Annotated in this window: 10 protein-coding genes; 3 read left to right on the top strand and 7 right to left on the bottom strand. The window is 40.7% G+C overall.

Features of this window, described 5'->3' with window-relative positions:
• Entirely contained in the window at positions 1 to 1,131 is a 1,131-nt protein-coding gene (locus KCTC52924_RS00865) for an acyltransferase family protein (RefSeq protein ID WP_251808647.1), read from the bottom strand.
• A gap of 304 nt (positions 1,132 to 1,435) precedes the next feature.
• On the opposite strand from KCTC52924_RS00865, the gene KCTC52924_RS00860 reads away from it, so the two are divergent.
• Entirely contained in the window at positions 1,436 to 5,296 is a 3,861-nt protein-coding gene (locus KCTC52924_RS00860) for a phosphodiester glycosidase family protein (RefSeq protein ID WP_251808648.1), read from the top strand.
• Between the two features lie 68 nt (positions 5,297 to 5,364).
• Here KCTC52924_RS00860 and KCTC52924_RS00855 read toward each other — a convergent pair whose 3' ends face one another.
• The 4 genes from KCTC52924_RS00855 to KCTC52924_RS00840 all read right to left on the bottom strand — a co-directional run bounded on the left by KCTC52924_RS00855 (position 5,365) and on the right by KCTC52924_RS00840 (position 13,483).
• A complete protein-coding gene (locus tag KCTC52924_RS00855; protein ID WP_251808649.1) occupies positions 5,365 to 6,825 on the bottom strand; it encodes a sodium:solute symporter in 1,461 nt (486 codons plus the stop codon).
• A 12-nt stretch (positions 6,826 to 6,837) separates the two neighbouring features.
• On the bottom strand, positions 6,838 to 8,400 hold the full coding sequence (locus KCTC52924_RS00850; RefSeq protein WP_251808650.1) for a glycoside hydrolase family 10 protein: 1,563 nt from the start codon (positions 8,398 to 8,400) through the stop codon (positions 6,838 to 6,840).
• Positions 8,401 to 8,523: 123 nt separating this feature from the next.
• Positions 8,524 to 10,239: a RagB/SusD family nutrient uptake outer membrane protein gene (locus tag KCTC52924_RS00845; RefSeq protein WP_251808651.1), complete on the bottom strand. Its 1,716-nt coding sequence runs from the start codon at positions 10,237 to 10,239 to the stop codon at positions 8,524 to 8,526.
• Positions 10,240 to 10,258: 19 nt separating this feature from the next.
• Positions 10,259 to 13,483 carry a TonB-dependent receptor gene (locus KCTC52924_RS00840; RefSeq protein ID WP_251808652.1) on the bottom strand — a complete coding sequence of 1,075 codons (3,225 nt, stop codon included), beginning with the start codon at positions 13,481 to 13,483 and terminating at the stop codon, positions 10,259 to 10,261.
• 318 nt (positions 13,484 to 13,801) lie between these two features.
• Here KCTC52924_RS00840 and KCTC52924_RS00835 point away from each other — a divergent pair, with 318 nt between their 5' ends.
• Both KCTC52924_RS00835 and KCTC52924_RS00830 read left to right on the top strand, forming a co-directional pair.
• Positions 13,802 to 14,551: a DeoR/GlpR family DNA-binding transcription regulator gene (locus KCTC52924_RS00835; RefSeq protein ID WP_251808653.1), complete on the top strand. Its 750-nt coding sequence runs from the start codon at positions 13,802 to 13,804 to the stop codon at positions 14,549 to 14,551.
• Between the two features lie 220 nt (positions 14,552 to 14,771).
• Positions 14,772 to 15,587, top strand: coding sequence for an N-acetylmuramic acid 6-phosphate etherase (locus KCTC52924_RS00830; protein WP_251808654.1), 816 nt, complete (start codon positions 14,772 to 14,774; stop codon positions 15,585 to 15,587).
• 2 nt (positions 15,588 to 15,589) lie between these two features.
• Here the strand turns inward: KCTC52924_RS00830 and KCTC52924_RS00825 are convergent, their stop codons facing one another.
• Both KCTC52924_RS00825 and KCTC52924_RS00820 read right to left on the bottom strand, forming a co-directional pair.
• Positions 15,590 to 15,994 (bottom strand): cytochrome c, encoded by a 405-nt coding sequence (locus KCTC52924_RS00825; protein WP_251808655.1) that lies wholly within the window; start codon positions 15,992 to 15,994, stop codon positions 15,590 to 15,592.
• A 209-nt stretch (positions 15,995 to 16,203) separates the two neighbouring features.
• Entirely contained in the window at positions 16,204 to 17,325 is a 1,122-nt protein-coding gene (locus tag KCTC52924_RS00820; protein WP_251808656.1) for a PQQ-dependent sugar dehydrogenase, read from the bottom strand.
• Between the last annotated feature and the right edge of the window lie 18 nt (positions 17,326 to 17,343).

The following is a 17,343-nucleotide window of genomic DNA, read 5'->3' as shown; positions in this document are numbered from 1 at the left end:
TTATACTTTAATATATATTCTTTTTTTGTCGAGAACATAACCTAAAATCCACATTACTGCTATAAAACTTATGGCAAATGCTAAGGATGCATTTAGGTCATTTAACCAGCTTAAATATAGATTTTTGTACAGCCATGATTGTAGGGGGACTGCATTGATATGGATCAAGGCCAAAAGTTTTGCGACCAGACCCGATACCACATAGATGAACAACGGATTTTTGCCAAATGCTTCAAAGAAATAGGCCCATTTTTTAAGGTTCAGCAATTCTATGATATAGATTAAAACAGCGAGCACCATTAAGGTCCATCCCGTACTGTACAACACAAATGAACTTGTCCAAATAGGTTTGTTAATGGGGAAATAAACATCCCAAATAAGGGCTAAAGCAATAAGTCCCAACCCGGAGGCTATAAGTTTTATTACGGTTTTAAGATTTTTGCCCGATTTCTGTACAAACATGCCAGCTGCATATCCCGCAATTACGTTTACGGTGGCTGTCAGGGTACTCAGCAGCCCTTCTGGGTCAAAGACAATACCAAAGCCTTTATAGATATTTTCTGGTCTGAAAATTAGGCTGTCAAATTTTAAGGCCGCGTTATTTTCCAAACTGAAGGGAAGGGGAGATGATCCAAAAAAGTACATAATAGCCCAATAGGCCAGTAGGATCAAAACGCCTACAATTACAGATTTTTTTAGTTTTAAATAATGAATGATCAAGGCCGCAAAAAGGTAGCAGAGGGCGATACGTTGCAACACTCCCATTATTCGGATGTTGGCAAGATTTTTAAGGACAATTTCCCCGTCGGCACGATATACAAAAGGAAATGCGTTCAACAGGAGTCCGATTAAAAATATGGCAGCTGCCCGTTTAAATACCTTTTTTAGAAATAAACTGTTCCCAAGGGTCTCATATTTTCTTAAACTAAAACTCATGGCGGTTCCCACTACGAATAGAAAGGAGGGAAATACCCAATCTGTAGGGGTAAAACCATGCCAGGCAGCATGTTTAAAGGGTGCATAGATGGTGGACCAGCTTCCAGGGTTGTTTACCATGATCATTAAGGCAATGGTCATACCACGTAAAATGTCCAAGGCGTAATACCTTTGCGGTGCAATAGTTTTTTCCATTAATTAAAGGTTTTTTAAAAGTTTCGGTCCAGTTTTGGCTTAATCCGACACTAGTTTTAAGTTGTTGATTATATAGGTTGAAATCTTTAAAAGTAAGGCTTTTTTCAATAAATTAAGAATGTCTTACGCGCCATTTATTTTATATTAATTTCCTGTTTGCCCCTTGTTGTAGGGGGAGGTTTGTTTTTAAAGGTATTAACGGATTAATTTTTGGTTCTAAATAGGGGTAACGCTATATTTAGGCTTTAAATGTTTTTAAGAACATCATCGATTTTTAAACACTATTAACGCTATTTTTATATTTATGAATTCCAATTTATTTGGCAAATCAAATTCCCTTTTCAGTAGGGAGATAAATGTTTTCATCTATCTTTTCTTTGTTTTTTCGCTGCTCTATTCTTTCCCTTTATTCTCCCAAGAACTTATCTTGGATTGGAAGGAGAGGGAAGACTTAAATATTGTATTGCCAAATTCGGTCCAGATTTTTGATGCAGCAGGAACCTTGGCAGATGGTAAGCCCATTAGGGCGGTATATGCAAAAGTAGATTTGCGGGATCCTAATCTAGACCTTAGATCTATAGGGAGTAATACTATACGAGAGACTACGTTGGAAACCAATGAGAAAAGTCGAGGTATTTTGGCAATGAACGGTGGATATTTTGCAGCTAACAGCGCTGTGAGTCTCATAGTGAAAGATGGAAGAACAATAGCTCCTGGCCCTACTGGGGACAGGGCTAGAGGAGCTTTTGGAATGGTAAACGGAGTGCCAGAAATAGTTTGGTCCACAGGTTCCCAAGAAGGAGCTGCCATTTGGAAATACGAAAAACCAAGTACCACAACCAAAGGAGTGAAATGGAAGCCCGAACAAGCCGTTGGCGGCGGTCCCGTTCTGATAAAGAACGGGGCGTTACAGGTGACAGCGGAGGAAGAAGGTTTTGGTAAGAGTTTTTTAATAAGGCATCCCAGAAGCGCCATTGGTTATGTGGATAAACATACCTTATTGATGATGGTTGTAGATGGGCGCCAAGTGGCCAGTGTAGGGGTTACCTTAGAAGAATTGGCTCAGCTTATGCAAGGAATCGGGGCCCAAGAAGCCCTAAACTTGGATGGAGGTGGATCTTCGGCCATGGTAGCGGGCAAGGAGGTGGTAAACATACCAACCGATATCACTGGGGGAAATAGAAATAGTTTGCGAAAAAATGCTGGGGCACTGGTGCTCTCAGAGAAGGTACCCAGCATACATGGGGAGGTAACCATTCTGGATACCGAAAGCCCGTCCTATTCCGAGATTGGAATCTGGAAAAATAGCAAGGACAGCAATTATTACGGACAAACGCCAGCTCGAAGTGGTACAGTAAATACTATTAATAAGGCCGTTTATCAGTTAGAAGGTATTAGGCGAAACAAGTACCAACTTGGGGTATGGTATATTGTTGATAAAGCGCATTCGGATAAGGTTAATTATGTAGTACATAGTGCCTCAGGTATTGATACCCTTTCCGTAAATCAGCAATCCGTTCATCAACCTGGGAAATGGGAGGTATTGGGGTCGTTTCATTTAGGTCCCGGAGATTTTATTGAGATAATTGGTGGGGGAGAAGGTAGGTTTACCACGGATGCCATTCGACTGGTATCCTTGAAAAACTCCCCAGAGCTACCGGAAAGGGGGCAAATGCGGATTGCAGTGATCAGCGATCTGAATTCGGGCTTGGGCGCGGCAGATTACGAATGGCAGGTAGATAGTATCTTACAGCGCATCCCAAGAATATGGAAGCCAGACCTCGTAGTATGCGGAGGTGATATGGTAGCGGGGATGGGAGTTTCAGATACACTTCAACTTAAAAAAATGTGGGAGGGTTTTAACAAGCATATTATGAATCCCTTGGACAAAGCGCAGGTTCCTTTTGCCTTTACCGTAGGAAATCATGATGGACCACGATCTTACCCCATTGAACACGAGGCGACGAGGAAATTTTGGGAGAAAAATATAGATAGGACCAGACTGAATTTTGTAGATCGATCGCATTTTCCCCATTATTACACGTTTGTAAAAGATGAGGTGTTCTTTGTTTCTTGGGAAGCTTCTTCTTCGGTAATAAGTAAGGAAAACCTAGATTGGTTGGAAAAGCAGTTTAAGACTCCGGAAGCAAGAAATGCGAAATTGCGGTTTGTAATGGGGCATATGCCATTGTACGGGGTGGCCCAAGGCAGGGATTCAAGAGGCAATCTTTTGGAAAACCCACAAAAGTTGCAGCAATTGTTGGAGGATTATAAGGTACATACCTATATCAGTGGACACCAACATTCCTACTATCCTGCAAAGAAGGGGAAGTTAGAATTGCTGAATGCGGGAGTGGCAGGGTCTGGTGCTAGGGCGTGGTTGGGGGAAAACCGCCCCCCGGAAAATACGATAACCATTATAGACCTTTTTGAAGATGGTGATCGATTAGAATATACGACCTACACCATTAAAGAAAGGGATGCTGCCAAAATGGAAATCCTGGAAACATCTCAATTTCCTTCCTCCATGTACGGCGTTAATGGCCATATTATACGTCGCGATATAAATACGGATTTTACCCGAGCCGAAGGAAATTTGATGTCGGTTAACGGGAATATTGCAGGCAATACAATCTTAGGTAATGGAAAAGTGTTTGCAGAAATCCGTGGGAACACCTTATTCCTGGAGGGCAAATTGGTGCTTCTCAATGGATCTTTTTCCAAGGATGCTTCCGTAAGTTTGGGGCTAGGGAGAAATACCGAAGCGGGTAAAGCTATAGAAGTTTTAAAAGTAGTCCGGAAAAAAAGGGGGCAACTAGCCTTTAAGGGAGAAATGATATTGAGCCGAGATCTAAAAGAATCCCTTGCTGTGGGTGGTCTGAACATTTTGGTGTTATGGGAGGATCAGGAATATAGAACTCAGTTATACCCGGTTGGCAATAGTTCACCGGAAGCCTCGGAAATACTATCACACCTATCCAAAAACACCTATGGGATAAGAAATCTTGAAACTATATATGAGGTAGAATGGCAACCTTCTTTGGATAAGGACGGGGATTTTGTATCCTACACCTATCAATTAGCGGAAGATCCCGACTTTAAGAACCTCATATGGCAACAGAAAACGGGCAGGGAAGTCTTATTTAAAACTACGGAGAATACGTGGTACAAGCTCTTGTCGGGATTAGAAGAAGGGAAAGCTAAAGTTTTTTACCATCGGGTCCTCTCCTCTGACGGGAGTCACACCGCCGCTTCAAAAACAGAAGTGCTCAACCTAATTAAATCAGACGAGCCTTTGGAAGATTTTGCGGAAATAGTGGCCCCGAATTATGAGTTTGTCAATAGAATTGTTCCTTCTGCAGGGGGATATGGTGCCGTTTGGGATGGTAGTAATAAACTTTGGTTGGCTGATTATAACAAGGGTTTTGTGATAAGAACTGCGGAAGGAGAACCCGCAACTTTTTCACCTTTGCAAGATGTTACGATCAGTGGAACCGATTATCAACTTAGCCCAGTGAATGGGGTAGGGGTAGATTTAGATGGTAATATTTTGGCGGGAATTAATAGGCGACTCATTAAAATTGATGCCAATACTGGTAAAGGTATAGCAATATGGGAGGTGCCAAAAGGGGAGCGTGCCATAACGGCTCCGAGGGTCAACAAGGGTGGCGAGATTTATGCTATGTCCCTTTTTGCCGATGACCCCAACTATGTACTGAAGCAAAATACAGAAGATACTACCAAATTTGATTTGGTAAGGACCTTAGCACTAAAAGATAGGATTTTGGCGCGTACGTTCGATATGAGTCCAGATGGTGCGACCTTGTATTTCCCCGATCCCGGAATGGCTAGAATACAAGTGTACGGAAGCACCGATGGATACAATTATCAGCAAGAAGAATCCATTACTAGTACGTATGGTGGTAGCAGTGCCTTACGGGTAACTAGGAACAATACGTTTTATGTGGCTACCAGGTCTAGTGGAATTTCACCCTCTACCTTTCATTATAGGGATGCGAATAAAAAACAGGTATGGACCTTGGAACTTCCCGATTTAGATGGAGCGGAACCCAGGGGTTTGGGTGTGTCCCCAGATGAAAAAACCCTTGTCTTTTGTAGTTGGGACAAGGGTGGGGGGTATTATATGTTTCGGTTAAAGGAGTAAGGTGAAATCTCAATCCCCTAATAATTTTATCTCCAGTTAGGAAATGTATGCCAGTGGAGCTAGTAAGTTTATGAATCTGTTACTAAGGTTGTCTTTTTTCTTTTGGACAACATCCAAAGTCCGATCATGGTAAACGCAGCATTCACTAACAAAATTTCAAATCCAAAACGGAACCCATTAAACCAGGTTTCTGAATTTTGGTCCAGAATAATCGATAATATAGGCGATAGGATACAGATTAGCGGCACCAACTTGTCGTGGATCTTTTGTTTGAACAAGAGTCCGAAGGCAAATAGGCCTAACAAGGGGCCGTAGGTAAATCCGGCAACTTTAAAAACCGCACTTACCACACTACTGTCGTTAAAGGCGTTGAAGATTACAATCACCGCAAACATTAAAAAAGTAAATCCTATATGTACATATTGTCTAATGTTCTTTTGAGAGCTTTGTTTTTTTCTAATATCCAGAATATCTACGCAAAAAGATGTGGTAAGGGCAGTTAACGCAGAATCGGCACTGGAAAAGGCAGCGGCCACTATTCCAATAAGGAATACTATTCCTGCCAGAACGCCAAAATAATTCAGGGCCAATAAGGGGTAAAGGTCGTCCGTACGTTCTGGGATAGCAATATTATGGCTAACCGCATATTCGTAAATAAGGACTCCAAGAATCAGGAACAACATGGTAGATAGGAAGAACGTCACTGAAAACCATAAAATATTTTTCTGAGCATCTTTAATATTCTTACATGTTAAGTTTTTTTGCATCACGTTCTGATCCAAACCATTCATGGCAATGGTGATAAAAACCCCAGCTAAAAATGTTTTATAGAAATTGCGATTGGATAACCAATCCCATTCAAAAATTTTAGACATCGGATTGGAGGCCACCACTCCATAAAGGTCTCCCAGTTTTAAATCTAAATGCTGTAAAATCACCACAATACTAATGATGACGGCAGCCAATAGAAAGGTGGTTTGCAAGGTGTCTGTATATACAATGGTCCTGATGCCTGCTTTATAGGTGTATAGCCAAATCAATAAAATAGTAATAAATACTGTTACCCAAAATGGGATTCCAAAGGCATTAAAAAAGGCAATTTGTAGGACCAAGGCAGCGAGAAAGAGGCGGAAGGAAGCGCCAATGGTCTGGGAAATAATGAATAAGGTTGCTCCTGTTCGGTACGATTTTATCCCGAAGCGGTCTTTTAGATATTCATAGATGGAAATTAAGTTCAGCTTATAAAATAGCGGGATAAGTACAAAGGCAATAATGGCATAACCTACCATATTACCCATTACAAACTGAAGGTAGGTCCAGGCAGTGTTGCCTACCTCTCCAGGGACGGAAATAAAAGTGACCCCAGAAAGGGAAGCGCCAACCATCCCATATGCCACTAAATACCAGGGCGACGCTTTGTTACCAGTAAAGAATGTGTTATTATCCGATTTTTTGGAGGTGAAATAACTAATGGCCATAAGCATTCCAAAATATGCTGCAATAACTCCAAAAACAATCAATGGGCTCATAGGTACTTAGTTTTAATCGATATTCAATTCAAAAAATTCACTTTGGTTGCCTGTTCTATCCACTGCTGTTAGGCCGACTTTAATAATGGGGAATTTACCATTTTCTTGGGCAAATGGAATGCTGATGGATTTAGTTCCTTGGTTTGCGATGATATGTTCCCATCTTTTGCCCTGGTGTTGGTAATATAATACCCATCTAAAAACTTTAAATTCCTCTAAATGGCTCCATGATAACGTAATAGATTCCTGCTCCTTTTCTATTTGTAGGCTTGGTGGTGCAAGGGGTGAATTGTTGAGCCATGGGGAGGGAGGAACCAAAGTTTTATTGCTATAAGGGCCTTGTTTTATGGCCAATGCCAAACTATCGTATTTAATTAATGGGGCAATGCTCCAATGTACGGCACCTTTGCTTTTGGGTACCATACCGCGGGTAATCATAATCTGATTAATTACTTCGTCCGCATTTTTTTCATCCCCACCTTGGTCTACGCTCATGCCCGGCCATAGGTGAAGTTGCTTGGTATTTTCGCTTTGCCACCACCCCAAAAGCTCTGGAAAACTTTGGCCCTTTTTATTGACTTTCCAATACAGTTGTGGGGTGTAGTAATCTACCCAACCTTCGTTTAGCCATAGTTTGGCATCTGCATAAAGTTTGTCGAATTGATCTAAGCCCACCACGGATTCCGGGTAGCCTGGTCTCCATATACCAAAGGGGCTTAAGCCGAATTTTACGTGAGGTTTGGATTCTTTTATCTCGGTATATACGTTTTTTATAAAGGTATTTACACTGTTGCGTCTCCAATCCGATCGGGATAATTTACCGTCAGAGTCTAAGTATGCTTGCCAGCTAACGTCATCTGGGAAATCTTTCCCATTATTATAAGAGTCATAGGGGTAAAAGTAATCGTCGAAATGTATCCCATCTACCTCATACCGATTTACAATATCCATTACCACAGCTAGGGAATGATCTTGGGTTCCTTTTAAGGATGGATCCATCCAATACATTCCATTTTCCAGTCCGACCACTAATTCAGGATTGGTTTTTATGATGGATTTATCGCTAATTTCTCCGCCTGCAGTATGATGCGCACGATAAGGATTAAGCCATGCATGCAACTCCAAACCTCTTTCGTGTGCCGCCTGAATCCAAAACTGCAAGGGGTCATAATCTGTTTCCGGTGCACTGCCTTGTTTTCCGGTTAGGTAATAGGACCAGGGTTCTAGATTGCTTTTATAAAGGGCATCTGCCTGCGGGCGGACCTGAAATATAACTGCATTAAAATTGTGTTCCTCTAAGAAGTCTAACAGTTTTAGGGCTTCCTTTTGTTGTTCGTCGACAGGAAGTCCTGGGGAACTGGGCCAGTTGATGTTAGCGACAGTGGCCACCCATGCGGCTCGGAACTCCTCTATATTATAGGGTGTTTTTGGATCCCATTTTACGGCTTTTTTATTGGTGCTGGTCGTTGCGATAGGTTTCTTGCCTAGGTAGGTTGAGGTTTTGGAGGAAGCACATCCGATAAAGAGGAATATAAAAATCCCTATTAAGAATAGGTAAAGGGGGCTATTTTTCATTGGATTAAAAAATTGAATTTAGAAATGGAGGTCTTTTAATATTTGAATACCTTACAATATTAAAAAAAAAGTACTTCAGAGCCTTGCTCTGAAGTACTTTAGAAAAAAAAATAACAACAAATGTTATTCCCATCCGGGGTTTTGTTCCAAAGTTACCCCTTGATCTTGGTAAAGTGTAATTTGATCTAATGGGATTGGGCTAAGATATACTCGTTCATTATCCAGTACTCGGAGAGATGCGGTTGCAGAAGCAGGAATAATGTATCCTTCTTCACCGTCCGTTAACGAGATATCATTCAGTTCACTATCAGGATAATCGGACTTCTTGATCCAAGCTCCTTGGTTAATATCGGGATTAGCTAACATATCCACATAACCCAATTTCTTCCAGCGTTTAAGATCGTCCAATCTATATCCTTCCATCATCAATTCTACTCTTCTTTCCCTACGTATTTCCCAAAGGAGGGCAGGTACTTCTGGATCTCTATTGGGATCGTCATAAGCTATGCCACCTACAGCAGGCAACTCTCCAGCCACTTCCAAATGTGGCAGATCAACACCTACGCGGTCTCTCAATACATTGATGGATTTGTCCAGATCGCCTTGCGATACTCCGGCTCCTCCTAAAGTGGCCAATTCCGCTACCGCTTCAATGTAATTTAGCAATACTTCCCCGTATCTTATAATTGGGGCATCCGTTGGATTTAAATTAGAGCTTCCTATGGGATCGTCCTTTATGCTTTCATTTAAAAACTTATGTGACGCAATTCCAGTTGTGGAATGGTTAGGCGCTACGCCGTTGATCCTTAGCTCTGTTGATACAAAGGTCTCATAAATTCTACCGTCCCTATCGGCCATTACCTTATCAATACCTTGATCTCCTTGGTACAAGGTGGAAAGGGAAATTGGCAATCCATCTTTCGCAAGATATGATTCAATGGCATTTCTGGAAATTCCTGTTTGGGGTTCCTTATTATTATAGCTGTTCAGGGCATGGGTAATAAGACCTGGCTCATATTCTCTGTAAAGGATAACCTCTGGATTTGAGGAAAGACTTAGCGAATTAAATACCTCCCTATAGTTGGCAAGGGAGTAATTTCCTGTGTTTACGATTTGATCGGCAGCCCATTTTGCTGCTTCCAAATATTCAGAGGCCTTAGCGCTGTTATTTTCGTGATATTTCTGCCAAGTACCCTCGTATAGCATGATGCGCGACATGAAGGCAAGTACTACATCTTTATTAACTTCAAGTCCATCATTGTCTACGGATGCCCTAACATTGGCAGCTGCAAATGTTAGGTCTTCCAACACCTTATCCATTACAAACGTACGATCATCCCTTGTTTTATATAATTGATCGTTATCTTCTTCAGACAACTCCTGGTCAAAGTAAGGTACATCTCCAAATCTGGCAACGAGGTCATGATATTCCATAGCCCTGAAAAACCTTCCTATTCCGGTCCAGTGGTCTATAGCTTCTTGTTCCATGGGAACAGTTTGTACCCGATTGATAAAGATATTGGATTTTCTTACCCAACCAAAGCCCCATCCCCCACCTGAAGTAGGTACTTGCAATGCAAATCTTGGTGGATTGGTAGGTGCAAAATCATCGTTTAGGGATTGTCCGGAAAAGTAATTTCCCCAGGTATACCCAGAACCGTAGCCTTTAAAATATCCAGTGTAGAAACCAAAGGCAAAGGTTTTTACATTGCCTTCGCTGGTCCAGAAGGTCTCGTCCACCAACATATCTTGTGGGGGCACGTCCAATAAGTCATCTTCACACCCTACAAATGCAATAAGGCAAAGGAAAAGTAGTGCTATTTTATGTATTGTCTTCATATTTTATTTATGTTAAAATTTATAGAGATAATTGTAGTCCAAAAGAATATGATCTTCTAAATGGATAGACCCTTCCGAATGTTGAGGTGTCATTGGTGCCTGCGTTGGTATAGTCTACTTCAGGATCTACTGGAATTTGTATTCCACTAAATTCAAATAAATTCTCTCCACTTAGGTACAATCTCAGTCGATCTACTTTTAACTTGTTTAACACAGATTTTGGAAAGGAGTATCCTAGCGTAATATTCTTCATACGTAGGTAAGACATGTTAAGTAAATATTTGGTTTGTGGTAAAAAGTTCATCCTGCTGTTGCTTTGGCCTTGGTCGTTAGGTCTAGGGTAGTAAGCATTTGTATTCTCAGGAGTCCAATGGTTAAGTTGGTGCTCGTACCAACCTTCCCCATATCTATATCCGGGGATAAATACAGGACCGTTGGCCCAGAAGTCACGTTTTCCAACTCCCTGCATAAATAAGCTAAGGTCTATCCCTTTAAAATCTGCTCCCAATTGGATTCCGTATTGGTATCTAGGGGTAGAATTACCAATTACCTTCATATCACCCGAATCGCCTACTGTGTTGGTGCCATAATCTATTACGCCATCTCCGTTAAGATCCTTGAACTTAACATCTCCAGGTCCATATTTAAACCAAGAATTTGTTTCAAAAATATCTTGGTTGGGTACGCCACTGGCATAAGTGCCGTCGGTGTTAAAGTCGTCTTCGGTAAAAAACCTATCCGTTTCGTATCCCCAGATCTCTCCTAAGTTTCTGCCTTCATAATTGGAGTATATACTTTCGGTTGTGTTGGAGAATTTCGTCAATTTTTCTTTGAAATCTGTCAAGGTAACCAATGCATTTATTCGAAGGTCATTGCTAAACTGATGTTTGTAATCCAAGCTCAACTCCCAACCTTTGGTCTGTAGTTCACCAAAGTTACGTCTTGGTGAGGATGTTCCAAAGCTGCTTGGAAGGGTTACCCCTGAACTGTGCATGTCACTAACGGTTCTTTCGTACCAATCAAAGGTCATCCCCAATTTGTTATTGAAAAATTTAGCGTCCAAACCAAAGTCCAAGGTGGTCACTGTTTCCCAAGTCAAAGAGGAAGGCAATGCACCAGGAGTTCCAGTAGTCACTTGATTACCTCCGTTAATAAGCCATCCGGAAGAACTAGAGGACATAATTCGGTATATACTGGATAAATAGGTGTTCTGATTTCCTACAGAACCATAAGAGGCTCTAAGTTTTAGGAACGTAAGAGTTGGGTCCAACGCCTCCATAAAGCTCTCTTCAGTTAGGATGTAACCTGCGGATGCCGAAGGGAAATAACCCCATTTATTATCAGATGATAACCTAGAGGAACCATCATACCTGGCATTTACTTCCAACAACAATTTGTTTTTATAGGCATAGTTTACCCTGCCAAAGAAACCTAATGTATTCCATTTGTTCCTATCGCCACCAACAAACTGATCTCCAGTTGCAAGTGCCAACTCTCCTTGGTCTGGATTTAAAAGATCCCTTCTTTGTGAGTAATGGTACCATGAATCAAATTTTTCCATATCCCCTCCAAAGGTGAATTTAAATTCGTGATCACCGAGATCTTTTTCATAGACAAGATAGGCCTTTGCCGTATTTCTTCTACTCCACTGAGAGTTGTATTGTACACGGTCATAGGCAGAGCTACTGTAAGGGACATAGGAGAAGTCTGCTCCCTGAGCCCAGAAATTATAGGCAGACAAAGTACCGCCCACTTGTTTTTCGTGTTCTTCAACCCTATCATGTGTAAAATCAAAGTTAATTGCTAAATCTTTAATTGGAGTTATGGTGGTCCCTAAATTAATACGTGAGAGGCTATAATTATTTTCGTTCATTTTAGCTTGTTCCACTTCTGAGATATGGTTTCTGAAAGGTTTTCCATCTACAGTTCCATATGGGTAGAATGCTGGCCATCTTGTAGTATAGTACCACGCATCGTAGGTATTGGATCCAAATTTAAACGGTTCCGTTTGCGAAGAATTATTATGCAGCACCTTTGCCCTGATATCCAACCAATCCGTTACAGTAGAATTAATGTTAAGGTTTAGGTTGTATCGTTCGTATTTATCCGGATTTGTTTTATAAACCCCACCTTGATTTAAATAACCAAGTCCAAGATAGTAGGTAGTGTTTTCACCACCGCCTGTAAGAGAAAAATCCTGTTTTTGCTGAGGTGCCCATTTTTTGACAAATAGCTTTCTAGGATCCCATGATCTATAGAAAAATAGGTTGCCATCCCTTACTTCATAATCCCTTCCTTCAACCATATCCATTCCTAGGTCCTGTCCTGCATACTGCTGGTCCCAATCCCTCATTTTTTCGATGGCCAGTTGGTCTATTCGCATTCCTACCACCCCATAAGATTGTAGGGACGGTATTCTCCTGTTAACGGCAGCAAAGGCCATTTCAGCACCATCCGCAGCAGGCGCTACTTGAGGGGTAACCGTTGGTGTTGCCCACGAAAAGTTATTGGAGTAATTTACAGAGGGAGCCCTATTCTTCTTTCCTTTTTTGGTGGTGATTAAAATAACTCCCCATGCTCCACGTGCTCCATATATAGAAGTAGAGGCAGCATCTTTTAAGACCGATATTTCTTCAATATCCTCTGGGTTTATAGACTGTAGGTTTGGAATTTCCACGTTGTCTACAAGAATTAAAGGTTGTGCCCCGCCACCAGTACCTAAGGTGCCAACAGACCCCCTAAGTTTAATAGTAGGGTTCTCCCCAATCTGTCCACTGGGCGAAGTAATAGTTAGGCCGGGGGTAGCACCCTGTAATCCTCTAGCTACATCCGTAATGGGTCTTGAAGTCAATACGTCCGTGTTTACTGCAGTTACCGCTCCGGTAACATTTCTTTTTTTCTGACTTCCATAACCTACTACAACAACCTCGTCCAAACCTTCTACATTGGTTTGAAAGATAATCGAGAAGTTGGTTTTGCTGCCTATGGTAACTTCTTGTTTAAGAAATCCTAAGGAAGAAAATACAAGTACCGTGTTATTGCTCTCAGGTACTTGCAGGGTAAAATTTCCGTCAAAATCGGAAGTAGTTCCGTTGGTAGAGTTTTTCACATAGACTCCTGCTCCTGGGATAGGAACCCCTTCAGAGTCGTGAATCTCACCGGTTACTGTTTTTGTCTGTCCCCATAATTGGATGGAGCATAGGAGTGCCAGGAACAAAAATGATTTTTGAAATCGTTTTTCCATAATCTGTGTTAGTTTAAATTAAGTTAGTTTTTAGTCGGTAATAGAAAGTGTCCTCATTACGCAGGACTGGAAAATAGGAATGTTTAAAAGTCATAGTGAATTGTTAATTTTTGGTTAATTAATGACTAGTGTCACTGGTCTTGTTCACTTAGAGGAGTTGCAATTATTTGCCATTTTAAAAGAAAATAGTGCTTTTCCTTTTCAAAAATAGGCAAATAATTGCATTCTCTGCAGTTTTATGCAGTTATTTTTCAATTTGTCTTCAATTTTATGCAATGACATTGTTAATTGTTTATCTTTGCTGTAAGTGTTATAGTTATGTTAAAAGCCGAGCGACAGCAAATAATTTTGAATGAAGTTAGGAGGCACAACAGGGTGTTGTTGCCTGATATGGCGGACCTCGTAAATGTGTCTGTGGATACTGTAAGGAGGGATATTAAGGAATTACACCGCGATAAGAAACTGCAAAAAGTTCACGGGGGAGCAATTTCCTTGGGTTTCCATAATTATCATTTTCAGGTTAATGAAATTTATTCCAAGGACAAGAAATCTGGGATAGCAGAGAAGGCAATTACCTTATTAAGGGATGGGCAAGTAATTTTGTTTACCGGTGGAACCACTAATATGGAATTAGCTAGATTGTTGCCTGTTAATTTAAAGTTGACTTGTTTTACACCTAGTTTGCCAGTGGCTAATCAATTGTTGACCAAGCCCAATGTTGAGATTATTTTTATAGGAGGACAAATATCAAAGGATGCCCAGATAACAATTGGAGGAAGTGCTATTAATATGCTATCCGAAATCTCCGTGGATCTTTGTTTTCTGGGATCTCATTCAATTGATCTTACCCATGGCCTAACGGAATTTGACTGGGAGATAGTTCAGTTGAAGAAGGCCATGATCAAGGCTTCTAGAAGGGTAGTGGTTCCGGTTATATCAGAGAAATTAAACACCATACAACGTTATAAAATATGCGATATAGATGATGTTGATACGTTGATTACTGAATTAAATCCACAAAATTCCCTATTAGATTTTTATCAGAATAAAGGATTCAATATTTTGTAAAAATTTTAGAACCCACTTAACGTGATACATGATAATTAAAAATATGATTAAGAATTTCTTCTAATTGCGGACTTATTACCTTGCTTCTGTAATTTTAAATTTATTTTGAGCTATAAATGTATCGAATTTTAAGTGACATGTTTCTGTTATTTTTGTGAGTGAAATTTATATGGCCAATGGATAACAATATTTTATATTTAACAATACAATACTATTAAGCATGTCAGATTACAATAGAATTACCGAAATGCCATCCGATTATTCAGATTTGGAATTAATGGATACGGTTACGATCCTCAAAAGTATTAATGAGGAAGATAAAAGAATAGCAGAGGCGGTAGAAAAGGAGATACCGGCCATCACCAAATTGGTAGATGCCTTGACGGAAAGGTTTAACGAAGGTGGTAGGTTATTTTATATAGGGGCAGGAACCAGTGGTCGACTTGGTATTTTGGATGCCTCTGAGATTCCGCCTACCTTCGGTTTGCCCCATGATCGGGTAATAGGATTGATCGCTGGAGGCGATATTGCTATTAGACAGGCTGTTGAAAATGCAGAGGATGATGCCTCGCAAGCATGGAAGGATCTAGAGGTTTATAAGGTCACCAAAAATGACACTGTAGTGGGGATAGCTGCTTCCGGTACAACTCCTTATGTAATTGGTGGGGTAAAGGATGCCGCTGCCTATGGCTTGTTAACCGCATGTATTACCAACAATCCAGGTTCTCCCTTGGCAGAAGCAGTAGAGATTCCTATTGCAGTGAATGTAGGACCAGAATTTCTTACGGGAAGTACAAGGATGAAAAGTGGAACGTCGCAGAAGCTGGTCCTTAATATGATTTCCACTGCCTTAATGATCAAAGTTGGGAGGGTAAAGGGTAATAAGATGGTGAATATGCAACTTAGCAATATTAAGTTGGTAGACCGTGGCACCCGTTATTTGGTAGAAGAACTAAAATTGGAGTATAAAGAGGCAGAAATTTTATTGAAAAGATACGGTTCCGTAAAGAAGGTAATCGATGCCCAAAAAGGATAAGCTTATTTTTTTACGATTTTAGATACCTCTTCAGGGGTAACAAGGGCTTTGCTCTTATTGCCCCATGAATTTAGGATGTAATTCATTACATCTGCTATCTCCCCATCGTCCAGTCCCATGGTGGGCATCGTATTATTATAGGTAATTCCATTGACCACAATTTCTCCCTGTTGGCCAAATTTTATACCCCGGATACTTTCCTCCCTTTTCTGCAATAAATAATCGGATTTGGCCAAAGGCGGGAAAGTTTTTTTCACTCCTTGTCCATTTGGCAAATGACAGGTAACACAAAAATCAGAGTAAATATCTGCGCCTCTTTTAATACTTTCCTCCAGTTCTTTGTCCTGAAAAAGAAAAACGGATAGTGAAATTATGGTGGAAATATAGATCAAAACTACCAACTTCATAAGTGCTTATTGAGTGTTTATAGGCTTTGAATTTACTTTTTTTATCATTTAGAGGAGCATTTATAGGAGAATACAACGTCTATAACCTTCTTACTGTGTTGGTGGAGATTGCATTCAATTAAAATGAAAATTTCCCACGGGAAAATCTTTATGGTCCTATATGTACCGCTATTGGTTAAAAGAATATAGTAGAAAGGAAAAAAGATGTATTATTCTTTTGGGACCAATTTATAGATTCCTTTTCCTTCTACTGCCACATAGATAAATCCGTCGGGTGCCTGTCTAACATCGCGCACCCTCCCAAGGTCGGTCATAAGTTTTACCCGGTTCACCACCTTATTGTTTTTTAGTTCCAATCGTTCCAAATATTGAAATTTCAAGGAACCTACTAATAGGCTTCCTTTCCAGTTAGGGTATTTATCACTGGTTACAAAAGCCATTCCACTTGGAGCAATGGAGGGTACCCAATAATAAATTGGTTGTTCCATTCCTTCCATTTCGGTCTTGTCGGTGATTGGTGTTCCACTATAGTTTATCCCGTAGGTGATAACCGGCCAGCCGTAATTTTTTCCTTTTTCCACTATATTAATCTCGTCCCCACCCTGTGGTCCGTGCTCATTTATCCAAATTTCCCCTGTATTGGGATTTTTGATCATTCCTTGTGGGTTTCGGTGACCGTAACTGTAAATGGCGGTTTTAGCCTCTGGGGTGTCCACAAAAGGATTGTCTGATGGAATGCTTCCATCGGTATTTATTCGATAAATCTTTCCTCCATCCCTGGTAATGTCCTGGGGGTTAACATCTCGATCCCCACGTTCCCCAATGGAAAAATATAAATATCCGTTATTGTCAAATTCGATCCGCGAACCAAAATGATGCCCTTTTGTTGTGTTTGGGCTTGCTTTGTAAAGTACCTCGTTATCGGTTAAACTATTTCCATTCAGTTTTGCACGCATAATGGCGGTATGCCCGCCTTTTTCTTCTCCTTCTTCAGAAGCGTAGGAGATATAAATCCAACCATTGTTTTGGTAATCTGGGTCTATTGCAACGTCTAACAAACCGCCCTGACCTCTATTATAGACGGTGGGGGAGTTATTGATAATTGTTTTACTGCCATCTTTAAAATGGATTAGATTCCCAGATTTTTCGGTAATCAACATACTGCCATCAGGCAAAAACGCCATTCCCCACGGAATCTGTATTTCACTGATAATAAGTTGGGGGGTGAAGGTGATTTCGATTGGGGTATTTACTTCATTTTCAGGTTGTTGAGCGCAGGAATAAGTTAGGCTTATGAACGCTAAGAGCAGTAGAGAAATACTATTTTTCATAATTCAACGTTAAATTAT

Source organism: Arenibacter antarcticus (assembly GCF_041320605.1).
Classification (GTDB): Bacteria; Bacteroidota; Bacteroidia; order Flavobacteriales; family Flavobacteriaceae; genus Arenibacter; species Arenibacter antarcticus.
Note: the sequence above shows the minus strand (reverse complement) of the source record. Positions and strands in the feature narration are given on the sequence as shown.

Coding starts and splice junctions, on each gene's coding strand:
- KCTC52924_RS00845 (WP_251808651.1), bottom strand. CDS start 10,239: ATGAAGACAATACATAAAATAGCACTACTTTTCCTTTGCCTTATTGCA.
- KCTC52924_RS00825 (WP_251808655.1), bottom strand. CDS start 15,994: ATGAAGTTGGTAGTTTTGATCTATATTTCCACCATAATTTCACTATCC.
- KCTC52924_RS00830 (WP_251808654.1), top strand. CDS start 14,772: ATGTCAGATTACAATAGAATTACCGAAATGCCATCCGATTATTCAGAT.
- KCTC52924_RS00840 (WP_251808652.1), bottom strand. CDS start 13,483: ATGGAAAAACGATTTCAAAAATCATTTTTGTTCCTGGCACTCCTATGC.
- KCTC52924_RS00835 (WP_251808653.1), top strand. CDS start 13,802: ATGTTAAAAGCCGAGCGACAGCAAATAATTTTGAATGAAGTTAGGAGG.
- KCTC52924_RS00855 (WP_251808649.1), bottom strand. CDS start 6,825: ATGAGCCCATTGATTGTTTTTGGAGTTATTGCAGCATATTTTGGAATG.
- KCTC52924_RS00820 (WP_251808656.1), bottom strand. CDS start 17,325: ATGAAAAATAGTATTTCTCTACTGCTCTTAGCGTTCATAAGCCTAACT.
- KCTC52924_RS00850 (WP_251808650.1), bottom strand. CDS start 8,400: ATGAAAAATAGCCCCCTTTACCTATTCTTAATAGGGATTTTTATATTC.
- KCTC52924_RS00865 (WP_251808647.1), bottom strand. CDS start 1,131: ATGGAAAAAACTATTGCACCGCAAAGGTATTACGCCTTGGACATTTTA.
- KCTC52924_RS00860 (WP_251808648.1), top strand. CDS start 1,436: ATGAATTCCAATTTATTTGGCAAATCAAATTCCCTTTTCAGTAGGGAG.